This is a genomic window from Halorussus salinisoli (genome assembly GCA_005239435.1).
GTDB classification, from domain to species: domain Archaea; phylum Halobacteriota; class Halobacteria; order Halobacteriales; family Haladaptataceae; genus Halorussus; species Halorussus salinisoli.
The window spans coordinates 1-22,888 of record SZNP01000008.1; the positions used below are offsets into that span (position 1 = coordinate 1).

Annotated in this window: 15 protein-coding genes and 3 pseudogenes; 4 read left to right on the plus strand and 14 right to left on the minus strand. The window is 62.0% G+C overall.

Annotated features, from left to right (window positions below; all coding sequences use genetic code 11):
- The 5 genes and pseudogenes from E2484_RS20100 to E2484_RS20120 form a co-directional block, all read right to left on the minus strand.
- Positions 1-628, minus strand: a pseudogene (locus E2484_RS20100) (BREX-5 system adenine-specific DNA-methyltransferase PglX); the annotation flags it as partial.
- Positions 629-820: 192 nt separating this feature from the next.
- Positions 821-4,663, minus strand: a complete 3,843-nt coding sequence (locus E2484_RS20105) for a hypothetical protein (RefSeq protein WP_137286988.1) — start codon at positions 4,661-4,663, stop codon at positions 821-823.
- Positions 4,660-5,277 (minus strand): BREX protein BrxB domain-containing protein, encoded by a 618-nt coding sequence (locus tag E2484_RS20110; RefSeq protein WP_137286989.1) that lies wholly within the window; start codon positions 5,275-5,277, stop codon positions 4,660-4,662. The genes E2484_RS20105 and E2484_RS20110 overlap by 4 nt, the downstream gene beginning before the upstream one ends.
- Positions 5,274-9,062 carry a hypothetical protein gene (locus E2484_RS20115; protein ID WP_137286990.1) on the minus strand — a complete coding sequence of 1,263 codons (3,789 nt, stop codon included), beginning with the start codon at positions 9,060-9,062 and terminating at the stop codon, positions 5,274-5,276. The genes E2484_RS20110 and E2484_RS20115 overlap by 4 nt, the downstream gene beginning before the upstream one ends.
- Positions 9,062-9,826: a BrxA family protein gene (locus E2484_RS20120; protein ID WP_170977439.1), complete on the minus strand. Its 765-nt coding sequence runs from the start codon at positions 9,824-9,826 to the stop codon at positions 9,062-9,064. Before E2484_RS20120 ends, E2484_RS20115 begins: the two co-directional genes overlap by 1 nt.
- 395 nt (positions 9,827-10,221) lie before the next feature.
- On the opposite strand from E2484_RS20120, the gene E2484_RS20125 reads away from it, so the two are divergent.
- Both E2484_RS20125 and E2484_RS26190 read left to right on the plus strand, forming a co-directional pair.
- On the plus strand, positions 10,222-10,608 hold the full coding sequence (locus tag E2484_RS20125) for a DUF302 domain-containing protein (protein ID WP_137286992.1): 387 nt from the start codon (positions 10,222-10,224) through the stop codon (positions 10,606-10,608).
- A 70-nt stretch (positions 10,609-10,678) separates the two neighbouring features.
- Entirely contained in the window at positions 10,679-10,897 is a 219-nt protein-coding gene (locus E2484_RS26190) for a multicopper oxidase domain-containing protein (protein WP_137286993.1), read from the plus strand.
- Between the two features lie 26 nt (positions 10,898-10,923).
- On the opposite strand, the pseudogene E2484_RS20135 reads toward E2484_RS26190, so the two are convergent.
- Positions 10,924-13,192: pseudogene (locus tag E2484_RS20135) on the minus strand (copper-translocating P-type ATPase).
- 346 nt (positions 13,193-13,538) lie between these two features.
- On the opposite strand from E2484_RS20135, the gene E2484_RS25245 reads away from it, so the two are divergent.
- Positions 13,539-13,715 (plus strand): hypothetical protein, encoded by a 177-nt coding sequence (locus E2484_RS25245; RefSeq protein ID WP_170977441.1) that lies wholly within the window; start codon positions 13,539-13,541, stop codon positions 13,713-13,715.
- 125 nt (positions 13,716-13,840) lie between these two features.
- Here the strand turns inward: E2484_RS25245 and E2484_RS20140 are convergent, their stop codons facing one another.
- The 7 genes and pseudogenes from E2484_RS20140 to E2484_RS25805 form a co-directional block, all read right to left on the minus strand.
- The gene (locus E2484_RS20140) at positions 13,841-14,197 is read right to left on the minus strand and encodes a DsrE family protein (RefSeq protein ID WP_137286994.1); all 357 of its coding nucleotides are present in this window, start codon (positions 14,195-14,197) and stop codon (positions 13,841-13,843) included.
- Positions 14,198-14,310: 113 nt separating this feature from the next.
- The gene (locus E2484_RS20145; RefSeq protein ID WP_137286995.1) at positions 14,311-14,616 is read right to left on the minus strand and encodes a putative quinol monooxygenase; all 306 of its coding nucleotides are present in this window, start codon (positions 14,614-14,616) and stop codon (positions 14,311-14,313) included.
- A gap of 843 nt (positions 14,617-15,459) precedes the next feature.
- A complete protein-coding gene (locus E2484_RS20150; protein WP_137286996.1) occupies positions 15,460-16,083 on the minus strand; it encodes a beta-class carbonic anhydrase in 624 nt (207 codons plus the stop codon).
- A 226-nt stretch (positions 16,084-16,309) separates the two neighbouring features.
- Complete coding sequence (locus tag E2484_RS26325; RefSeq protein ID WP_449272308.1) at positions 16,310-16,537, minus strand: BBE domain-containing protein; 228 nt, start codon at positions 16,535-16,537, stop codon at positions 16,310-16,312.
- A gap of 83 nt (positions 16,538-16,620) precedes the next feature.
- A pseudogene (locus E2484_RS26330) lies at positions 16,621-17,040 on the minus strand (FAD-binding oxidoreductase); the annotation flags it as partial.
- A gap of 158 nt (positions 17,041-17,198) precedes the next feature.
- On the minus strand, positions 17,199-17,342 hold the full coding sequence (locus E2484_RS25250; protein ID WP_170977442.1) for a hypothetical protein: 144 nt from the start codon (positions 17,340-17,342) through the stop codon (positions 17,199-17,201).
- A 71-nt stretch (positions 17,343-17,413) separates the two neighbouring features.
- Complete coding sequence (locus E2484_RS25805; RefSeq protein WP_321112796.1) at positions 17,414-19,192, minus strand: cupredoxin domain-containing protein; 1,779 nt, start codon at positions 19,190-19,192, stop codon at positions 17,414-17,416.
- Between the two features lie 865 nt (positions 19,193-20,057).
- Between E2484_RS25805 and E2484_RS20165 the strand changes: the two genes are divergently transcribed.
- Positions 20,058-21,452: an Hvo_1808 family surface protein gene (locus E2484_RS20165; RefSeq protein ID WP_321112798.1), complete on the plus strand. Its 1,395-nt coding sequence runs from the start codon at positions 20,058-20,060 to the stop codon at positions 21,450-21,452.
- 622 nt (positions 21,453-22,074) lie between these two features.
- On the opposite strand, the gene E2484_RS20170 is transcribed toward E2484_RS20165, so the two are convergent.
- Positions 22,075-22,791 carry an NAD(P)H-hydrate epimerase gene (locus E2484_RS20170; RefSeq protein ID WP_137286997.1) on the minus strand — a complete coding sequence of 239 codons (717 nt, stop codon included), beginning with the start codon at positions 22,789-22,791 and terminating at the stop codon, positions 22,075-22,077.
- Positions 22,792-22,888: the final 97 nt, after the last annotated feature.

The window sequence follows — 22,888 nt, forward strand, 5'->3', positions numbered from 1 at the left end:
CGAGCGCCTCCACGACCGGCCGATTGTAGTACTCGTACACCCATCCGAGTACGTCGTCGGCCCGCCACACCGCGTCGGGCACCTCGTCGAGCATCCCGCACAACTCCTCGAAGGTGTCGTCGTCGGGACCGACCTGACTGTACGCGGTTTCCCGGTCGAAGAGTATCTCTATCTCTCGGGCCAACCTGTCGCACGCGTCTCGATACGCCTGGACGATTGCTTCGTCCTCCAGCAGGAACTCCTCGTGGACCAGCGTCTCGGCCGCCGGAGTCAGGCCGTTCTCCTTGAAGACCGTGACCTCCTCGTCGACGAAGCCCCGGACCTCCATGCACCGGAGCGCGGCCAGGCGGTTGACGATGGTGTAGCCGACGCCCGTGACGTACTGCTCGAACGCCTCGTCCCACGAGGTGCCGTCGGCGGTCTCCAGTTCGATGGCCTCGACGAGTTGCTCGGTGTCTTCGTCCAGCGCGTCGGTGTCGTCGGGTTCGTCGTCGAGACCCTTCTGCGTGAGTCGGAACTCGACGTTGTCCTCGCACCGCTCGCGCATGGCGGCGACGACGTCTTCGAGGTGCTCGCGTTCCTCCTTGTCCAGTTGCGCCGTCCGCTGAGAGAGAGAGTTGCCTGCCATGGGCGGTAGTCGTGTATGCTATCTCCGAATCGCACGACCGCCTTTAATATTGCCGAATCACCACGAGTTCCCCCGGCAGAACTGACCGGTGACCCCGAGAGTACCGATACCACTGCTATCACACGGTCAGGGTTCGGTGGCGTCGTGAACGGAACTCTCCCCCACGGACAGTCCTCGGAGCGGCTCTTCGCGTTACTCGGATCGACCTTCGAGTAGCACGATACTGCCGTCGTCCAGTCCGTCCAGTCGCTCTTTCACGCCTCGAATCCGTTCCAAGACCGTCTTCGATTCGGTGAGGAGTTCGTTCACGCGCTCTTCGCTCGGCCCGTCGTCGGCGTCGACGACCGATGTGACCTCGTCGGTGACGTCGGCGTTCGGAAGCTCTCGTCGTAGCTCCTCGGCGACAGCCTGGAGGTCGGCCCACGCGTCGTCGTCTGCACCCGGTGGCTTCGGGTCCTCGGCCTGCTCGACGAGTTGTCGAACACGTCGTTTCGTGGGCGGACGCGAGGAGGCGAGCGCCGTCTCGACGGTCTCGGTCGTCGGCGAGTCGGGGTGTTCGTCGCGTAGTCGCTCGCCGGCGTCCTGTAGCTCTGACCAGGGACTCTCCCCACCGGTGCCGTCGAGCAGTTCCCGAACGCGCTCGTACGTCTCGGCCTGCCGGACAACGGCCGAATCCGTGACGTCGGGTTCCGTCGGTTCCTCGCCGTCCCAGACCGTCTCGAATGTCGATTCGAGGTCGTCGAGGACGGCCTCCTCGAACTCGGTCGTCGCCTCGCCGAGAACGCCCCGAACGCGCTCTTCGTTCGACCGTAGCCACGCAGCAAGGTCGTCACGGACGCCCTGAGGGTCGGACGCAGTGGTGGTGTCGCCCGTAATGCGGCGGTACTGTGCGGAAAGCTCGTCCACGCGGTGTCCCTCCGCGTCCCGAAGTCGGGATTCGACGGTCGTGACGCTGGGAACGGTATCGCTCTCTGCCGTCGCCTGCACACTGGCGGTAATCGACGCGCTCGGGTAGAGCGACGTCAGTACGTCCAACTCGTCGGTGAAACGTCCCCAGAGCGTCGTCCCGTCCGCTTCGACACCGAAGAGTTCGCGTGCGTCTGCGAAGGTCTTTGCCTCGCGGACGACCTCCTCTAGCTCGTCGTCGCTACCCAGGTCGGACGTAGAGAGGTCCTCGCCAGCGAGGGCAGGCCCGGTTATCTGCTCGAAGGCGTCGAGTGTCACGTCGAACTCCGTGGTGATTCCCTTCAGCGTCCGCTTGACGGTCGCGCTGTTCTCGTCGACCCACTGGCCGAGTTCTTCCAACCACTCGTCGGGTCCCTCACCGGTCGGGTCGTCGCCGAGTACGGTCGCGACGAGTTCCCTCACTTTCTTCGGGTCGAGAATCTCGACGCCGAACCGAACCTGGAGCGACGTCAAACCCCCTTTCGTCCGCACCTGACGTCCGATGGCTGCAGGGTCGGTTACGTAGTCGGCGTCCTGCTTGAGCGCGACCGTTTCGTTGGAGAGTGCGAGCGTGACGAGGAGCGCCGCTATCGACTCTCTGGGCGTCCCGCGATACTCCCCGTTTGCAGTCCGGGTTTGCCGGAGCAACGTCTCGACGTCCACCGCTTTCCGTGATTCGTACTTCTCGACGAACTCACGACACCAGCCGGTATCGGCGACCGCCGCGCTGGTCGTGTCGACGCCGAGCAACGCGGCGTCCGCGTCCGAAAGCGGCCACTCACCGCTTCCACGGAAGAACTGCGCAATCGCCTTCGCGTCGTCGACTTCTACGAGTGGCCGTGAGAGCGTCTTCCGGGCCGAACCGAACACGGCGTCGACTCGGTCGCTGACCACTTCGTCCAGGACGGTCGAGCGCGCCCCTCGACGTTCGTGTACCGTGAACACCGACGCGTCTTCGAGGATTTCGGTCACTGCCGACTCGAGGCGGCGCTCGTCGGCGCGGTGTTCGCGTTCGAGTTCCTCGTGGGACTCGGTCTCTTCCTCCAGGACCTTCCCCATCCCGATGACGTTTCGAATCCGTTCGAGCATCGTCTCGGGCACGTCGACGGTAACGAGGACGTGCTCGCCACCGTCGCGGCCGTCGTTGACCTCCTGCCACGTCTCTACCTGGTCGGAGACGGTGTCGGGGTCGTCGGCCAGGACGCGAACGCGGAGCGCGTCGTACTCGGGAGCGGGTGCCCGGTCGACCGGTTCGAGGACGGAGTAGTCGTACCGAAGCGGGACGAGTCGTTCGTCGCCGACGTCGACCTCGTGACGGCTTCCGTCGCTCCGGAAGAAGTCGTCGTTGTCGCGTAACCGCGTCTCCAGCCACGCCGATAGCTGGTGCGGGGAAATCTTCCCTGCCTCGTCCTGTGCCCGACTGAGGATGCTCTCCTGCTCTTCGGAGACGAGGGTGTACACCTCGTCGCCCTCGTCGTTGGTCTCCGTGAGGGCTTTCTGCTTGTCCACGAGCGCCTCCAGTCCCGACTCGATCTCCGCGACGACGTCGTCCAGCGAAGCCGTTACGTCGCCCACCATCAACCGACCGAAGTTCTCCGGGGTCGCCGGAACGGCGGGCGTCTGGTTCACGAGATAGAGCGCTTTCGCGAGACGCACTTCCCACGCGTCTTCGTCGCCGCCGAACGTCGGCACCAGCGTGTTGTCTATCATCTCCTGGACCCACAGCGGGACGTAGGTCGTCTCCTCGACCAGTAGGTCGAACAGCACGTCCCACGTCACGAGTGCCCCCTCTTCTGCCGAGGCCCAACCGAACCTGGTGAACAGCGACCTGACCAGGACGAGCAGCGCTCGGCCCTGAATGTAGTCCCTGTCCGTCGCCCGGCCTTGCGTGATGAGTTCCTGCATCACGTTCCGCAGGAGCGTCAAGTCGTACTCGCGGAACGGATAGGACTCGACCGGGTCGGGGTCCGCACTCGTCACCGGCGAGTACGTGTCGAGCGACAGGTCCGCCATCGACGCCAACAGCGACTCGACGCGCTCCTCGCTCTCTGGCGTCGACTTCTGGAGCCACCGCTTTCTGACGATGATTTCGGTGTCGGCACCTTCGAGCGGGACCTGCTGGCCCGTCCAGTGGTCTTTCGGCGGCTCGCCGACGAGATTCTCACGGGTCGCCGGGAGCGAGTACTGACCGGTGGTGACGACGACCGGGTTCGGGCCACGCTGGAGCGCCTCCATCGTCTCCTCGAACTCGCGGTAGCGATGCCGGCTGTCACCGACGAAGAGCGCGACCTCGTCGAGGCCCAGCAGCAGTTCGGTTCGCTCGCCGCCATCGTTCAGTGCCTCGGTCGCCGTCTCGACGCGAGAGACGAGTTCGTCGGGGTCGAACGACTCCGGTTCGACTTCGTCTTCGGCGACCTCGATCGACGCCTTCACTCCCGAGGCGGTGTCGAGGTCGGTCCCTGTGGTCGCTGCCATCGCTGGGAGCGCGTCGTAGAGCCAGCTACGGAGCGAGGCGCGTTCGTCGAGTACCTCGTCGAACGTCTTCCCGTCGTGTTCGAACTCCCGAACCGCGACCCAGACGCCGTCGTACTCCGTGTCGAGCGTCCAGGCCCACTCGAGCAACCAGTTCGGGTCGGTCGGGTATCCGAGCTCGCGGCCGATCGCCTCGTAAATCAGGAACGGCAACGGCGGCTCCTTCGAGGCGTCGCGGTCGAGCAGATTGAGGAAGACCGGCTTGAGCCGACCGACGTGCGACTCGGCGATAGATCGCTGGAGGTCGTCGAAGCCGGGCCACTGCTCGGCGAGTTGGTCGCCGAGGTAGGCGAACTCCGACCGGTCGTCGGTAACGAGCCCGACGAGTTTCAGCAGGTGGGTCTTGCCCGACCCGAACGTCGCGTGGATGTAGAGGAACCGCGGGGATTCGCCGGGGTGAGTAGCGATCACGTCGCCGAGCGAGCCGAGCACTCGTTCGGCGCTGTCGGTCTCGTAGAACTCTCTGACGTCGGTCTCTGCTCGCTCACGGGCGTTGACCTTCTGTACTTCTTCGAGTTGTCGAGTCGGGTCGCTGTGGAACAGGTCGCTGATAGTCATCGTTGGAGATGCACCTCCCGAATCTGGCCGTCGATCTGGTGTGCCGGGTAGTAGTGGCGCGAATCGCCGCCGAAGAAGCTCAACTTGCCGCCGACGACGTCACCCGGGAACGGAATGCCGACGGTGGCCTTGACGTTCCGCCTGTCGAGTTCGTCGAGGAGTTCCGAGGCGCGCGTGAACGGGTAGAGGCTCCCGAGGTTGAGCAACAGCACGACGTGACTCTGGGTTTCGAGGTCGTCCTCGGCGATATCGCGTTCGATCATCTGCTGAACGAGTTCTTCCGCGAGACGGTCCTGCATCGTCGTCTCGACGCGCTCGCCCGCCGACGAATCGCCGCCGAGTTTCGATAACGGCTCTCCGAGGTCGACCAGAAGTTCGTACACGTCGGTCCGAGGGAGCAACTCGTCGAGCCAGATCGGTTGGACGGTCACGTCGTCCGGAATCGGGGGTGCTTCGCTCGCCTCGCTCGCCCAACTCTCCAGGCGGTCTGCGGTTCGATGCTCGACCGTGGGGTCGACGGCGGCGATGACGAACGGATTTCGAATCCCGTGCTGACCGCGGGCGAAGGTGCAAATCTTCTTCTTGAACGCCCGATACGGTGACGTCTCGCTCATCGAACGACCACTCCCTCGTCGGTCTCCTCGACTTCGAGGTCCCGCTGCTCGACGAGGGTCTCGAGGCGGCGGTCCAACTTCTGGCGGTCGCCGGGGACGATTCCGACGTGGTCGACGTCGTCCGGCGTTCGATCACCGACGAGAGACGAGAGGCGGTCGAGGCGGGTCTCCAAAGCGTCGGGTTCGCATTCCACGGCGTCGGCCAGCGGCTCTAGCTTCGCTACGGCAGCCGTCACGTCGACGAGCTTCGCACCGTCCTCGTCGCCCGAGAGCGTCTCGACTGCGTCGTCGATAGTCTCGTACCACTGCTGGAGACGACGCATCGGGGTGACGTACTCCTCCTCGAAGGTCGCGTGAACGCCAGCCGGAAGGTCGGTTGCCGGGACGATCCACGGATGCTCGTCGATGCGACCGACCAGTTCGCGCAAGCCTCGGTCGTCGACGAACGACGCCCAGGATCGCTCGAGCTCGGGAGCGAGGTCCGGAACGAGTTCCGTAGAGAACGCGCTCCACCCATCGGTCGTCCACCACTCGCCCTCGAAGGACGCTACCGCGTTCGAGCGCGATTCGACGGCCTGCCGAGCGGCTTCGTCGATCCAGTCGAATCGGCTGGCCCCGACCTTCAACAGCGCATCGAGACGACGGAGAGCCGGGAGTCGCCGGTTCCATACGTCGGTGACTTCCTCGAGCCACTCCTGCGTATCGGTGGTTCGGTCGATGACGTCTTCGATGCCGTCGCCTTGGGACTTCGCGGTGGACAGACGCTCGTCGGTGGCTTCGATTCGTTCGGTTAGCTCGTCGGCGAACGACCCGATCAGGTCCGTGACGACGTCGGTTCGGACGTCGGTGTCGACGACCAAGTCGACGTCTTCCCGAAGCCCCGCGAGTTTCGACCGTATACGCTGGTTGGCCTCTCGGAGATGGATGAGCCCCTTCGAGACGGTCTCGGTCGTCTCCTTGAACCCGCCTTGTTGGAGAAGCTTCCCGAGCGGCTTTCGCGGGAGCAACTTCAGCCGCGTCGTCGACGGGTCGTCGAGTTCGAGTACGACTTCGTCCTCCAGTGTGTTTCCGACCTCGTCTCTGGGAAGCAGTCGTCCCTCTCGGCAGAACCCCCAGATGATGGCACGGAGTGCAGGTCGCGCCTCCCCGTAGAACGGCTTCTGTTCCACGATGCCGTCGAGGACGGTGTTCACGTCGAGACCGTCGTCCCTGCCTTTCAGTTGCCGCCCGGTGAGTGACATCACATTTCGCTGGATGGTCCGTTTTCCTCGGCTCGCTTCCTGGTCCGACGAGGGTACCTGTATCGTTCGCGCCCACGCAGGGAGCGGTTCACCGGTGTCGAGTTCGCGGAGTTCCCGTAGCCGACTCTCGTCGACCTGGAGCATCATCGGGTGGAAGTCGTCGGGATACGAGACGTCGACCGCGACTGCAACCGCTTTCGAGAGGCTGGCGACGTCCGTCCGGTCCTTGACGGTGTACGACCCGCTCGTCATCGCGCTGACCAGTTTGCTTCGGACGGCGTCTGCGCGTCGTTCGAGGTCGCGTTCGACCGCAGGTGGTGCGTCGTGCGTCGATATCGCGTCACGTAACGCCCACCACTCGATCAGGCGCTTGCGTAGGTCCTGTAGCCCGCCCGTGTCTATCTCCCAGTAGAGGGTATCCTCGTCGGTTTTCTCGGTAGTGGCGTTCGGGCGAACGCCCTGAACGGCGACGTCGACGTCCAACCCACCTTCGGCCTCGACGGTGGTCTCGGACTCGGTTCCGTCGAGGGCGAACCCGTACGAGAGCGGATACTCGTCACCGGACTCGCCGTACGGCACCGACTCCGGGAGCGACAGGTCTCGCGCGATTCGCTCCCAGAGGTGTTCGTCCAGCGCCTCGACGATTTCGTCCCAATCTGGGTCGGCTTCGTTCTCCTCGGCGTCGTCGTAGATGGTGCGTTCCTCGTGGGTCGCGAACCGGTACCGAGGACCGCTCTCCTCTCGCGTCGGCCGGACGAACTTCTGAAGCCGGTCGAGCGATTCCTCGACGCGGTTGGTCGTGCTGATCCACGACCGGCCGTTCAGGTCGTCCATCACGGCGACCGCGATGTTGCCCTCGTTTAGCGGAACGATGTCGTGGACGTGTCGGAGCAGTAGCACCGCCTTCGCTACGTCGAGGTCGAACTCCCGAATGTCGCTGTCGTCGTCGTGGACTTCGTCCGCTATTCCCGTCGGCTCGTCCGGGCGTTCGCTCGCCGTCGCTCCCTCGTTGTTCACCCGGTTTTCGGGACCCGCGACTACGCGCATGTCCTGCGGGAGAATCTCTCGAAGCTCCGGTTCGATTAGCTCGAAGAAGTCGGTGAGCGAGACAACGTGGTCCTCTCGGCCCTGGTCGATCCATCGTTCGAGCAACCCGTGCATGAGCGCGAGGATGGCCCGTGCAGTTCCCGAGAAGATGGACTTCGCGGGGTCGCTCGCCTCCTGACGGAGGTTGAACAGAATCTCGAGGAACAGCGCGGCGTGATACGGGAGGAACGGGTAGAACTCGACGAGTTCATCTCCGACGTCGTTCAGCGGTGGCTTGGTGTTCTGCTTGATTTCGTTGTAGACCAGCGATTCGGTCGGTTTCACGTCGGCGTCGTCGAGAACTCGTCGGACGGCGTCCTCTCCCGACTCCGACTTCCGGAAGAGTCGTCGCTTGGCGATGTCGCCGACGTGCTTGCTCGGGAGTTGGTACCGATGGGGGAACCGGTCTTTGACGATACTGAAGTCGGCACCGTGGGCCGCGAACTTCGGTTGTACGTCTTCGATTTTCGCCTGTGCAGTCGCGACGAGTTGGACGTCCCCGTCGCCGACGTCGTCGACGTTCTCTGCGAGGGTCTGAAGCTCTGTCAATCGCTCGAAGTCGGTGCCGATGAAGAGACTCACTTCGTCGAGCAACAGCACGAGTTTGACCGGCTTACCGAGCGCTTCCTCTCGCTCCGTCCGGAGGGATTCGAGTCTGGTGACGACCTCTTCGGGGTCGATGTCCGAGGGCTGAAGATCGGTGTACCCGTCCCGCGTGCCAGTCACCTCATCGAAGAGGTCGGGAAGCACCACGTCGGACAGCGCACTGTACTGCTGGACGTCGTTCCACAGGCCGTCCGTTTCCCACTCGTATCGGGGAGAGTTCGGCGTGATACCGTCGACGATTTCGGCCGCGCGTTCCTGCCGGTCGGACCACGCTTCGGTCGTCCGGTACCAGTCCTCGAAGTACGCGACGTCGAGTTGAGAGGACAGCCCGGTAGAGATGTCGTCTTCTACACCTGTGAGTACGGGGTTCCGATGGGCGTGTCGGAGGACGATCTCGCTAAAACTGCGTTGTTTTTGTCCCTGATACTTCAACAGATTCACCGAGACGGGAACGACGTGGTAGTCGGTATGGACCTGCTCGAACCGGTCACGCAGGGTTTCGAGGTCGGTCTTCGACGACTCTTCGGGAACCAGGTCGTCCCAGACGTCGTCGAAACGGGTCTGGAGCCAGTCGGTGTCCATCAGTCCGTCGAGGACCGTCAGCAGGTGGCTCTTCCCGCTCCCGTAGTAGCCGTAGAGCCAGTAGTTCGACCCCGTCCGCATGTCCTCGGCCTCGCCGAGCAGTCGGTCGACGAAATCCTCGAGAAAGCGCCGGGAGTCGGCCGTTACGTGGTACGACTCGATGGCCCGCTTCCGGTGTCGGTTCTCCTCCCGAGTCTGTTCCTCCCGGTCGATTCGTACCGACTCCTCGAAGTCCTCGGGGAGGTCTTCGAACCAGTCTTCGTCGACCATCACTCGCCACCCTTTCGATCGACCCACGAGTACGTCTCGTCGGTCGGCCGGAGTTGGAGTTCTCCGTGCAGTTCGACGAACTCCCACGCGTCCGTTCCGGCGACCCTATCGTACAACTCGTCCCAGCGGCCGGTCGGTTGGAACAGGTAGAGGAGGCCGGTCGGCGAATCGAACCACTCCTCGCCGCCCGCTTCGTACGAGTAGCCCATCGAGACGAGAAGGGGAACGTCACCGAGCGACGGGGGTGCGCCGACGACGGCCTGTTGATCCTCCAGGGCGTCGATCTCCCGCATTACCGATCTGAATCCTTCGCACCAGCGCTCGGTAGTGGAGTCGGCGTAGTCGAACGACGTGCCGTCGTCGTACTTCAGTCGGTCGAGAATCGACGCGAGCGTCTCGTCCGAGAAGTCGAACGCGTCCGAGTGGTCCGCTTCGATACGCCGGGCGTACTCGTGGACGACGTAGCGAACGAGAGCATCGTCGGCGGCGAGATAGAGATAGAGTACTTGTGCCGTGTCTCGCGTCGTCGCACACGCGTCCAGCACTGCCGGAAGGTCGGTCGGGTTGGGAAGTTCCGAAGGTGCGTTCTTGAACCGCGACGTCAGGACTCGATAGATCTTCCGAGAACTCCCCCTCGTGCTACGGTTCGAGAGACGCTCCCGAAACCAACGTTCCTCGACGTCGTTCCAGTTTCCGCACTCCTCGTACAGTCGGGCAAGTTCCGTCGCTCGTTGGACGAGCAGACCACACATGGTCAGGTCCATGTTCACGTCCTCCGGTGAAAGTCGACCGCGTAGTGAGGGAAGGCGTACGTTCCCATCGTCAGACGAGACATCCATACGACGGTGAACTGATTCGACGTACTTTACTGTTCGTCATCGAAGAACGCCCGAAGTCGGCGAGTCTCGAACCCGAACCGCGCCTCGATTCTAGAAAGTCGATGCTCGACCCAGCGGCGACCCGGACTGTGGTCGACGTCATCGAAGAGACCGCCACGCGAGAGTGGAGTGAAAAATCACGATTTTGGTTGTGGGAATCAAGAGAAATATTCGTGGCGAGAGCTATTGGCGGCTAGATTGTTTCGAGAAGCTGTATGTCTGAAAGTGTGCCGTTCTGCCGTCCACAACAGTAATCAATTGCAGGCTCCTAGTTGTATAATATGGACTATACCATACAGAAGCAGGTCGACGACGACTTCGATACAGCCGTCGAACGGACGACGAACGCCCTCGAAGACGAGGGGTTCGGTGTTCTCTGTGACATCGACGTACAGGCGACGTTCGCGGAGAAACTCGACGAGGAGTTCCGCCGGTATCGCATCCTCGGCGCCTGCAATCCCCAACTCGCTTTCGAAGGTCTGGAAGACGAAATCGAACTGGGTGCGCTCCTCCCGTGCAACGTCATCGTCTACGAGACCGACGACGGCGGCGTCACCGTGAGCGCCGTCGACCCGAAACAGCTGGTCGGCATCACGGACAACCCCGACCTCGACGCTATCTCCGAGGAGGTCGCCGACCGATTCGAACGGATGCTCGACGAACTGTGAGCGAGTCGTCGACGTCTCGGCGTCGGATCCTCCAGTTGCTGGGCGGAACCGGTGCGAGTGCGCTCGTCGGTTGTTCGGGAAGCGACGTACTGATTCCGGACGGCGAATCTCGACTGTCACACCTCGTCCGACCGTCTCGGCCCCTGCGGACACGTCCACGACGGTCACGGTAGCGCCCGGAACGATCCAGACAGCCCAGAACTCGTCTGCTCGAAACTGGCTGTTTCACTGCCACAACCTCTACTACCCCGAAGCGGGGATGGCTCGCGTCGTCCGATACGCCGAGTAAGAGGTGCGGGAGCGAACTCGTTCCCGTCAGTCGGCCGGTCGGGCCTCCTGTGGTGCTGTCACGCCCGGCAGACTCGGGAGGTCGAGGTCGACCCGACGGAGGAACTGGGCGTTGATAGCGACGATCACCGTCGACAGCGACATCAAGAGTGCGCCGACCGCGGGCGAGAGCAGGATACCGATAGGAGCGAGGATGCCTGCCGCGAGCGGAAGCGCGAACACGTTGTAGCCGGCGGCCCACGCGAGATTCTCCCTCATCTTCCGGAAACTCGCCCTGGACAGTTTCACGAGACGGACGACGTCCATCGGGTTGTTCTGGACGAGGATGATATCCGCCGACTGGACGGCGACGTCCGTCCCGGACCCGATGGCGATGCCGACGTCCGCACGCGTGAGTGCCGGCGCGTCGTTGACGCCGTCGCCGACCATCGCCACGAGTTTACCCTGGTCCTGGAGTTCGGTCACCTTCTGGTCCTTGTCTTCGGGCAACACCTCGGCGAAGACGGTGTCGATACCGAGGTCGTCTGCGACGGCGTTGGCGACGTCTTCGCTGTCGCCGGTGAGCATCGCCACTTCGATGCCGAGTTCGTGGAGCGCGTCGACGACCCGGTAGCTCTCCTCGCGGACGACGTCCGCGAGTGCGAACGCGGCGACGGGAGCGTCGTCTCGAACGAGGTAAACGACGGTCTGGGCGTTCTCTCCGGCCCGGTCCGCGAACGCCGTCAGTTCGGACGGGACCTGGGTATCGAGATGCGAAAGGAGGTTCGGGCCACCGACGTGAATCGTGACCCCGTCGACGGTCGCACGAACGCCGCGGCCCTTGAGTGCCTCGAACTCCGTGGCTCCGGGGACGTCCAGATTCCGGTCGTTCGCGGCCTCGCGGACCGCCTGTGCGATCATGTGTTCCGAATCGCCCTCGACGGCTGCGGCGAGCGCCAGCGCCTGGTCCTCGTCGATATCTCCGACGGTTTCCACGTCGACGATGCCCTGTTCGCCCTTCGTGAGCGTCCCCGTCTTGTCGAAGACGATCGTATCCAGTTCCCGGGCCTGTTCCATCGCAATCCTGTCGCGGATCAGCATGCCGTTCTTGGCGGCCAGCGACGTGTTGATGGCGACGACGAGCGGGATGGCGAGTCCGAGCGCGTGCGGACAGGCGATCACCAGGACGGTCACGACCCGTTCGACGACCGTGGCGTTGAACGAGACTGCGACGGTCCAGGCGATGGCAATCACGATAGCAGCGGCCACGGCGATGTAGAAGAGCCAACCCGCCGCGCGGTCGGCGAGTTGCTGCGTCCGGGACTCGCTCTCCTGCGCCTCCTCGACGAGGCGCATGATGCCAGCGAGCGTCGTCTCGTCGCCCGTCGCGCTGATGCGGACGCGGAGGCTACGTCGCCGTTTATCGTGCTGCCGATGACCTCGTCGCCCGGTTCCTTCGACACCGGTCTGGACTCGCCGGTGATCATCGACTCGTTCACGTCCGAGTCGCCCTCCTCGACGACACCGTCGGCGGGCACGTTCGCCCCCGGACGGACGAGTACGAGATCGCCTTCTGCCAGTTCGTCCACCGACACCTCCTCCGTCTCGCCGCTCTCGGTGATTCGCTCGGCGGTGTCGGGCAGGAGTTTCGCCAGCTCGTCGAGCGCACTCGACGCCCTGCGAACCGAGCGCATCTCTATCCAGTGACCCAGCAGCATGACGTCGATGAGAGTCACGAGTTCCCAGAAGAACGTCGACGCCGTCGGGAAGACGATGCTGGCGAGACTGTAGACGAACGCGACGGTGATGGCCATCGAAATGAGCGTCATCATGCCCGGTGCGCGGTCCGCGAGTTCGGGGACCGCCATCCGGAGAAACGGCACGCCACCGTAGGCGAAGACGACCACCGCGAACACCGGATTGATCCACTCGCTGCCGGGGAACGCGGGGACCGAGAAGCCGAGCCACTCCTGTAGCGTCTCGCTGTAGAGGAGTACCGGAATCGAGAGCAGCGTCGAGACAAAAAACGACGGCGGAACATCTGCTCGTGGCCCTCGTGCATGCCCCCTTCACCGTGGCCGTCGTGTCCGTCCCCGTGGTCGCCGTGCTCCCCACTTCGTTCGTACTGCTCGTCGGCCTCTCGCTAGGCCTCGTCGGCGTCTTCGGCTTCGTCCTCGAGCATCGATTGCTCGACTCGCGGTTCCTCTCGTTCGTCGACGGACGAACCGTGACCGCCCCTGGTGTCGTCGCGGCCGTCGTGATTAGAATGCCGGTCGGCCTGACCTCCCTCGCTCGGTGTGTCGTTGTGGTCGTCCATACCTCGTCCCCGTCAGTACTCCTTCGATTTCACGACTGAAAGCGGGTGTGACCTGCTAGGCTCGTCTCACCGGTACTCCAAAAGGGCTGGCCAACAGGTCTCTGATTACCTCGAACTCACCGAACAGTCATGGTCTTCCGCATCCCGCGATTTTGCATGGGAAATTCTGACACGGAGGGGTGTACGAATGCCAGCACTGCGGGAACGTCTCGCTTGATAATCCAGCATCGGATTCCTACGGCGAAGACTTCACAGCCGTGGAGGCGACGCCAGTCAAAGACCCGGAGTTAGCCGTGGTCCTCCGGGGAGACGCAAGCGCTTACTCGAGGATGGCGGCTACGTCCACGTGTACTCGCCGGTAGACGCCGAGGAGGTCCGACAGCGTCTGACCGTGGGCCTGTACGCGTGGGTAAGCGAGGCGCTCGAACTGGTCGAGGACGTCAACCGCGAAAAGGTAAAGGCATTAGCTCGGCGGGACAGTAGCAACGACGGAGGAACAGCCCAGATTTTCTGGGACGAATGAGTTCCAGTCTCAAGCTCACGTTCTCCCAACCGGCCAGAACGAGGGTTAGTACCGAGTGAGAGCCGAGAATCCAACCGGACCACTGGATATTGATAGCTGTTCTCTACGTCTGAACCGTGGGCCCGTTAGAACGTGATGATCTCGTAGTCGTCGTCGACGAGTGACCGGATGCTGGGGTGGCCTTCGTTCTCGTCCAACGTCACGACACCCGCGTCCTCTACGGCATCACCGACACCGAACGCACCGGCGCAGTAATCACAGACGGCCATGTCGTCGCGGACCGTCTGGTAGAGTTCGTGGTAGTCGTGGTCCTCGTCCTCGAGTTCGGGAACCCACTGCGTCCCGGCACCGTCGAAGATGAGTTCGACGTCGTCGCCTTCGGTCTCGGCGAACTCCTTGGCGGCTTCGAGGCCGTTCACGAGGCGGCCCAGACCGGCGTGCGATTCGGTACCTGCCAGAATTACGATTGCTGCTTTCGCCATAACGACTCGATGTTGGTCCGCGACACGTAAGTACCGGATGGCAACGGCCATTCCGACCGCGACTCTGCGGCTCCTCGGCACGAACGAGTGTGGAGCTAAATCGACAGGGACGCTCAGATTTCGACGGTCGAGGCGTCCGCGACGTCGAACTGCGTCACTTCTGGCTCGCCGGCGAGGAGGTCCGGAAGCGCTTCCTCGAACTCCTGAAAGTGGGCCGTCTCCGCGTGTGCTTCGAACGCCGCTTCGTCTTCGTACCGTTCGAAGAAGCGGAACACGTTCGAATCGTCGATGTCCGTCGCGACTCGATACTCGATGACGCCGTCCTCTCGCCGGGACTGCTCCGCGAGCGACTCGATCCGGTCGAGCGCTTCGTCGCGGCTGTCAGGGTCGATCGGAAACGACGCGTGAACTACGAGCATGACAGTTGCCGCTACGTGCAGGAGACGTAAAGTCACTCGGCCAACGACAGAACGCTCATCCACTTACGAGTAGAGGTTAGGCTCCGTTAGAATCGGCCTTCTGCTGATAGATCACGTGGTGGCTCGATACGGGGCAGGTCCAGTGGTCGCGGCTACCCGCCGAGAGATACGCGGTGCTCGGCTACGGCTCGTCGTGATACCCAGTCAAGCTACGTTCAGACCGTGCAGCTACCGAATCACACGCTACAGCTCAGCGGCTGTGAGAGTCGGTCCCCCGACCACACAACACCCAATACACGTGGCAGAGAAAGTTCACAGCCGATATGAACGCCATCATCGCACACGAAGCAAAAGAGAAAGACACGGGGTACTACCACCTCGTGAACGACAGGGGGACCGCGAGTTTGTGCGGGTCGCTCAACGACGAAAGCCCGTTTGCCTCTGCTATCGCGGAACGGATCTCACAAACAGTGGCTGACCAACGCAGCTTCAGGCTCTGTCGACGGTGTTCGTATCTCGCTGACGTGCAAATGGCTGCCACCCCGGCTACCGACGAATGACTTCTCGTGGTGATCCGCAGAGCCAGTGTTGAACACGGGAGCGCGTACTCAGCGCCTAACGTTGAAACAGGCGAATTTCGACCAGACTTCGTCTTTCTCTCCGACAGGCCCGTACCAGAACGGTAGGTTCGCTGGTATTCGATGCACGTGCCAGGATCACCTGTGGGCAATCGACAACGAATCCAATGGGAATGAGACTTGGCGATGGTCTTTCCCTCGGGGATACGGAGTGAAGCAGTAGGAATCGACCCAGCGTGAATTAGTCGGGGTGTCGGGAGCTCTGTTACTCCGACACCCGGGTGTCGATTCGCTCGGAAACCCGCTCCCCCGGGCGCCGGAGTGCGTCGCTTTCGACCTCGTAAACGTAACCGTGGATAGTGACCTCCTCGGGAATTAGCGGATGTTCGCGGAGATACTCGATTTGTGTCTGGCACGCATCGTCAATATCGTCGGTCATCCACACCCAGTCTTCGATCGAGGCCTCCCCGATGTCCAGACTGGGCAAGGCGGGGTTCAGATCGACTTCAGCGAGACTCTCATCTGTGGCGGCTTCGAGCCCTTCGACGACGGCATCGTCGAGGGCACTCATCATCCCGCAATCGGTGTGATTGACGACGATAATCTCGGTGGTGTCGAAGAAGTTAGTACTCAACGCTGCGCTCCGGATAACATCGTCGGTGACCTTGCCACCAGCGTTCCGGAAGATGTGAGCGTCACCGAGCTGGAGGCCAAGCGCCTCCTCGACGGGAATGCGCTCGTCCATACATGCGACCACCAGCAACTGCTTGTCGGTCGGGATGTCTTTCCGTCGCCGACGCGCCCAATCGTCGCGCTGGTCGATTCGCCCGTCGACCCACTCGAACACCTGTCCGGGTTCCGGTTCGGACTCGTTGCTCGAATCCCCCATACCTGTTTGGTACGCTATAGCACGTCTTCAGGACTGACGTCACGGCAACGCACGCCCAGGTCTATGACGAACGACTACCTGGTGAGAGAGGTACCCTACGTCTGGCACGCGACTTCCGTTACCGTTTGTCGGCCGGGGATGGCCGTGCGAGATACAGAAGCTGTCTTCAGCAGGGAGTATTGGCAGACCGACTGCCGCTCGGGAACACAGGTTGCGGGGTCGTCTTCTACTTCGTCGGTTCGACGTTGTGGTTCAGTTGGAACAGGTTCTCCAGGTCCCATTTGTTCTTGACCTCGACCGACCGGTCGTAGTTCTCGCGGTAGGCCGCCTCTGGTCGCCGACCTCCTCGGGGACGAAGTTGGCGTAGACGCCGCCGCTCGCGTGGGGAGTCATCGCTTCGTACGTGTCTCGGGTCCACGCGATGCACTCCTCGTCCTGCTCCTGGTCTTCCCACTGCGTGTGACGGTTCCTCGTGAACTCGGCGTTTCGGTGGGGATAGGCAGTCCCGCCACCGAGCGTCAGTCCGGCGATGCCGGTCGTCGAGTTGTATCCGACGGGCGTGGCGAGGCCGAACGCCTGGGTCTCGTGGTCCAGTTCGTTGAGCACGACGCCCGGTTCGACGCGGGCAGTCTTCGCGTCCGGATCGGCGCGAACTGCGTTCATCGGTGACAGGTCGATCGTGAGGGCATCGTCCTCGACGGCTCTGCCAGCGATGTTGTGTCCGCCGCCCTTCACCGAGATGGGCATGTCGTGCTTCTTTGCGAACGCCACTGCGCTAACGACGTCTGCGGTGCCAGCACACCGTACGATGAGTGCAGGGTGTTTGTCGATCGTCGCGTTCCAGACCGTCCGTGCCTCGTCGTATCCCTCCTCGTCTGGTCGGAGAAGGGCTCCACGAAGCGTCTCTGCGAGTTCGGTAACTGCTTCGCCGTTCGTTGTGGGTGTTTCTAGTGACATGTGTACCTCGCTCTCACGCTGATCTACGTGACGTGTCCTTGTGAAAAGTTAACGTTTTCACGACGGTTTGGTGTTCTGAGTAACTGAGTGAATCGTAGTGGACGAGAGGTTCGGCAACGTCTGTGGAACTTCGCTCCTCCCTCGTACCGAACGACACGTCACGCGGTCAGTTCGAGTTCGTGATGTTCGATTTCGTAGTAATTGATCGCGAAGTCGACTGTTCCCGACGGTTCGGTCAGATGGCGCATCACCGCAGCAGGTTGGACCGCGTTCTCCTCAGCATCGATGCTGACTTTCTCCATACGCACTGTGATACGGGTGCGATCGAAAAGAAGACCGGATGATGGAAGAGGAGAGTAACGATTGCACCGGTTCACTTGGTGGTCGTCTCTTCCTCGCCCGGCGGAGAGTCGTTCGTTCCAGGGACGCCCCGGCCTTCGAAGAAGTCGCCACCCCACTGGCTAATCCAGATGTCTTGGTTGGCGGTGTAGAGCGCCTGCGCCGTCGTGAACCGGTCGTTCGACACCGACCATTCGTCGGCATCGGTGTCGTAGGTGACCTCCGTATTGTACACCGCAGCCTGTCCGTACTCCCCGCCGGCGTTCTGTGGGAGCGGGAGGGTGTACTCGGCGTCTTCGCTCCGCGAGGCTGGGCGCTCGGCACGCTGGAGTCGTCCGCGGTTGAACGTCTGGTTGTAGAAGTTCGCGTACTTCGCTTGTGCGTCCTCGATGCCGAGGACGGCGTCTGCCGCGTTGACGCCGCCGGTAATATCCCCGGCATCCCTCACGGTGATCGCGTAGGTTCCATCGCCAGTCCCGTCCGCGAACGTCCCCGCTTCGTCGTCCCACAGGTCCTCGAGCAGGTAGGTCAGGATTGGCCGGGTCATCTCTTCGTGGTTCACGTTCGATATCTGTGACGCCCAGAGCAGGCCTTGTCCGACTACACCCTGCGTTGCGGCCTGATTCTTCGACCCGTCCTGAAGCTTCCCGTTATCCGCGAGTTTGCCCTCGACCGCGCTCGCGAGGGCGTTAGCGTACTCCGCCGCTCGCGACCGGAGTTGCTCGCTCCCGGCGTGGGTACCGTACCAGCCGACCCCGCCGAGCATCACGCCGAGATCGCGGGTCGAACCCATCTCCACTATCTTCTCCGGCGGGAAGGCTTCCATCGTGGCCTTCGCCATCCCGTCCGTGAGCTGCTGGAGTTTCTTGGCCGGAATCAATGGCTCGGGGTTGACGTAGCCGTACCAGCCACCGTTGGCGAGGCTAGTCATGTCCGAGAGGAACCACAGCATCGCGGCGTGTTGTGTCGGGCGTGCCGTTTCGTCCACTACTTCGCCTCTCTTCGGATCGAACCCCGAGACCAGTTCGAGTGAGTCTTCGCCCTTCGTGAGCGCGCCGTCGTTCTCCGGGCCGCCGTCGATGAGCGTCGCTCTGATGGCAATCTGGGCGACGGTGGCGAGCATCTGGGTTCGGAACTTCGGGGCCATGTCCGGCGGCAAGATGTCGAAGTGGCTCTCGAAGTTCTTCGCCCACGTCACGCCCTTGAGGTGGGTCCACGCCACCGATGCCGGACTCACCACGCCGGACATCTCCGAGCGGTCCCACGCCATCGTGCTCGCGTCGATGCGATCGACGTCGGCGCTGAACGGTGCAACCGGCTTCTGGGTGAAGTGTGGGTCGCCCTCGGTGAACGGCGTCACGTTCAGATTCGGGTTCTTGATCGGCGGCTTCTCGACGTCTGAATTCTGCAGGAATCCCGCTATCCGCTCTTCGAACATCTGTTGCTGTTCTTCGTTGTCCGGGAACAACACGCCCACGCCACTCACCGCGATACTGGTGTTCATGTTGTACAGCGAGTACCAGTAGGAGTCCCACGTCGCCTCTTGCCAATCGTACGCCGCCTGCTGTGCTGCCTGCGTGGTTCGACTCTCGATCCGAATATCGCCCACCATGGTAGACGGATGGACCGTACAGATGTACTGCGCCATCTCCTCCGACGCCGTGAAGGTGAGCGAGCGCGTCTCCCCCTGATTCGACATCGTTTCCGTACTCACGACGTTGTTCCCGTCCGCGTCCTTGATGGTGAAGTTGTGCGGCGCGCTGTCGAGGTTCTCCCAGACAACCTCGTACTCGGTTCCCGGTCGGAGTGTCAACGTCGGATTGGTTTCTCCCTGAATGGCCGCCGGTTCGCGGCCCTGCCATCCCGAAACCTCTCCCCCAAGTCGGTACGTAGTCGACTGTGCGTTTGCGAGGCTACCGAGAGCACCGACACCCGCTACTCCCGCTGTCGTCTTCAAAAACGACCGACGCGGAACGGAACGTCTCTCCCCGGTCGATAAGTGTTCGTGATTCATAGGTTCTCGTGTTTAGTCGTTGCTGGTTTCGTCGGGCTACACAGTCCCAAAGTGCGGCGAGGAACGCTGTGTAACCGTTTCAACCGGGGACAATCCACCATACTCAGGACTATAAAGTACACTCGGATGTGTCCGTAAAGCACACGAGCGAGGTCGGTTTTTCCGGCCGTCGTTGCCCGCACACGCATGCGCTATCTGGCTTCGAGGCTACGTAGGCTTGGAAGGGCGGGACCATCACGGAACTGATCGCGACGGTCGCAACGGAACTTGCGATCAGTGTTGTCCAGCTATCGACGCTTCGACTGGCGATAGCCGGTCCGTACGGATTCGAGGGTGATATCGTGGCCGGTCGAATCGCGCGCCTCGCTCACCGTACTCTCTTCGGGATTCTCTTTGCAGGCGGGATGGCTGACCCTGATCTCCACCGGGTCAGCAACTGAGTCTGGAAAACCGCCGTCGCAGGCGTCGTACGCGGACTCGTACTTGCGATTCTCGGTACAGGAATCGTCACAAAACCGTCTTGTCGTAGCCCGAACAACATTGCTGTATTTATTCTCTGGGGTCGTCCGGTGCTAGCTCTCCCAACTGCCGAATCTATACCCACGTTCCTGGCGTTGGTTGTTACGGGATGAAGAAACACGTCCTACTGCTACTCGTTGTTACGATGTCCACAGTCGGATACGCAGTGCCGACCGAGCAGCGAGGTAACGTACAGGCTACCCCACCGGACCCGTCCGAAGACGTTCTCGGGTGGGAGAACGGAGTGTGGCACAACGAGTCCATTGCCATCGACCAGAGCGACGGTCTGAACGATAGCGAGCTGAAGGCGTTCGTCGACAGGACGATGGCTCGCGTCGAACTCGTGAGGGAGTTGGAATTCGAGGAGGACGTACCAGTCGAAATCGTCAGCCGCGAAGCGTTCCAGAACCAGCGGTCCGAACGCTCGGCATCCGAGGAGTTCCGGATGTTCGACAACGTCAAATTCGAGGCGTTGTTGATGGTAAACGAATCGACCGACTCTCTGGCCGTCCAGCAGCAGAACACCGGTGCCTCAGTCCTCGGATTCTACGATTCCCAGAGCGACCAGATAGTCCTCGTTTCCGAAGGCAACGAGTCGCCGCGTATAGACGAAATAACGCTAGCTCACGAACTCGTGCACGCGCTGCAGGATCAGAGGTGGAACCTCACGTCGTCCCGGTTCGACCAGCGCACGCGCGAGAAGGCCAACACCGTGGCCGGAATCGTCGAGGGCGACCCCGAATTGCTGGAGGTACTCTATCGACAGCGGTGTGGCGAGCTATGGGATAACTGCTCGACGCCCGAACGAATGGGTGGTAGCAGCGATCTCGCCAACGTCGGTCCGTTCATCCTCAAGTTCCAGCCGCGGAGCGACGGACCGGGGTTCGTTCAAGACGTCCGCGAAGAGGGCGGCTGGGATGCGGTCAACGATCTCTACACGAACCTGCCCCGCAGCACCGAGCAGTTGATCCACCCAAGCAAGTTCGGGGAGGACGAACCGACGAACGTGACGGTCCGCGACAGGTCGACCGACGACTGGGAGCAGATTCGCGTGGACCAACGCCCCGACACCATGACGCTCGGAGAGGCGGGAGTGTTCTCGATGTTTCTGTTCCCGGCGTTCGATACCGGGGGTCAGACCGAGATCATCCCTGCGAGCCACTTCCGGAATACGACCGAGAGCGGGGAGCTCCAGCCCATCGATGGACTGAACTACAACCATCCGCTCTCGGCCGGCTGGGACGGTGATACCCTCGTACCCTACACGAATTCGGACGGCGAAAAAGGCTACGTCTGGAAGCTCGCGTGGGATTCCGAACGGGAGGCCGCGGAGTTCGTCGAGGGGTATCGCCAACTGCTCGACGCCCGCGGGGCCGAACCGGCCGACGACCGCCAGAACACGTACCGAATTCCGGAAGACGAGGAGTTCGCGGACGCCTTCTATGTGACCCAGCAGGACGATACGGTCGTCATCGTGAACGCGCCCACCGTCGAAGAGCTATCCGGCGTCTACGACGGAGCAGCACCAGCAGTCGAGTGAGTCTGCTGTGAAATTTTTAGACGAGATGCAGCACCCCAAATGGCGGTGTGACCGATGTGGCGAGCGACTTTACGGAAACGTGGACGGAGGGACGTTCTGTCCGAACTGCGGAAACCGATATCGTGACCTCGAGTGATGGCCGCTGGAGTCCGGCCATTCGTCGCTTTTGCTCGGCGATATCGACGGCCGTGGTACAGCGAGCGAGTCGCAGCGATTCGGTTGTGCTCGATCGATTCGGGTCGTCTCGACCGGAGCCATCAGCTATAGTTGGACTCCGTTGAGAGGTTCATCTTCGCGTCGCTCTCTCCGTACTCCGGCATCGCACCATCGACCAGCGGCCTCCGCGGGTAATGCAGACAGTGGTTCGTCCACGATGATACATAGATTGGTAACCAGTGACCAAGCGGTAGCGATGGATTGGCGCTCACCATCGGAACTGTACTTTCGAATTCGGGTCGATATCCAGCCGACTGCTCCGGATAGCTCGAGATTAGTTGGTCATCGTCTCGAAGGCGACGATCGGAGACCGGGGCGACCTACTGCATCGGGAACTGTGCTTGCGGCCATCAGCTACAAAGATATCGTTTTACGAAATCTGGTGGAGGGTATCACTAGACACCGCTTACCGTTCTATCGCCACACGGTAGGACTCCTCGAAGGGTATTTCGTATTCGATACCGACCCGTTCGTACGCGACACGTGGAATACTGATGTCCGCGAGGTAGAGTGGACTATCGGTTTCGCGAAGTCCCGTCTTCGGAAGTGCCAAGGTGAGTATCTCGTCCGATTCGACTACTGGGCCGGGACGCTCGCCGGTGGTTGCGTCGAGTCCGGATGGAACGTCGAGCGAAACGACAGGCTGCTCGGTGTCGTTACACTGGTCGATGAGGTCGCGTGTCCGTCCACGAGGTTCGCCCTGAAGACCGTAGCCGATGAGCGAATCGACGACGGTGTCGGCCTCTCTACATACGTCGGGAACGTCTGAGGTGCCGATGGAGACGTTCATCTCGTCGAGGACGCGATACTGGGTCGCGGTGGCTCCGTCCAAGGCGTCCGGGGAGCGGTCGAGGACGAGGGTAACGGACACGTCACGGTTTTCGAGATGCCGTGCACAGGCCAGTCCCCCGCCACCGTTTCCGCCGTTTCCTGCTAGCACGGTTATTTGGCCGGGGTCACGTTCGAGAAGGTGTCCTGCAAGGTTGCGTCCGGCGTTCTCCATCATCTGAAGTAGGTCCAAACCAACGTCTTCGACCGCAACTAGATCTATCTCGCGCATTTCGTTTGCTGAAACCGCAGGAACGGGAATCCCGTCCGAAGTTCGAAATTCAGATTCCGTCATGGATGCGTAGTGCGGAGTTACGGTGCGTAGAACGCATTTTGATCGTGGTAGTCTTCCCCACGTGAACGCAAATAATCGTTTTTACTTTCGTTTAGCC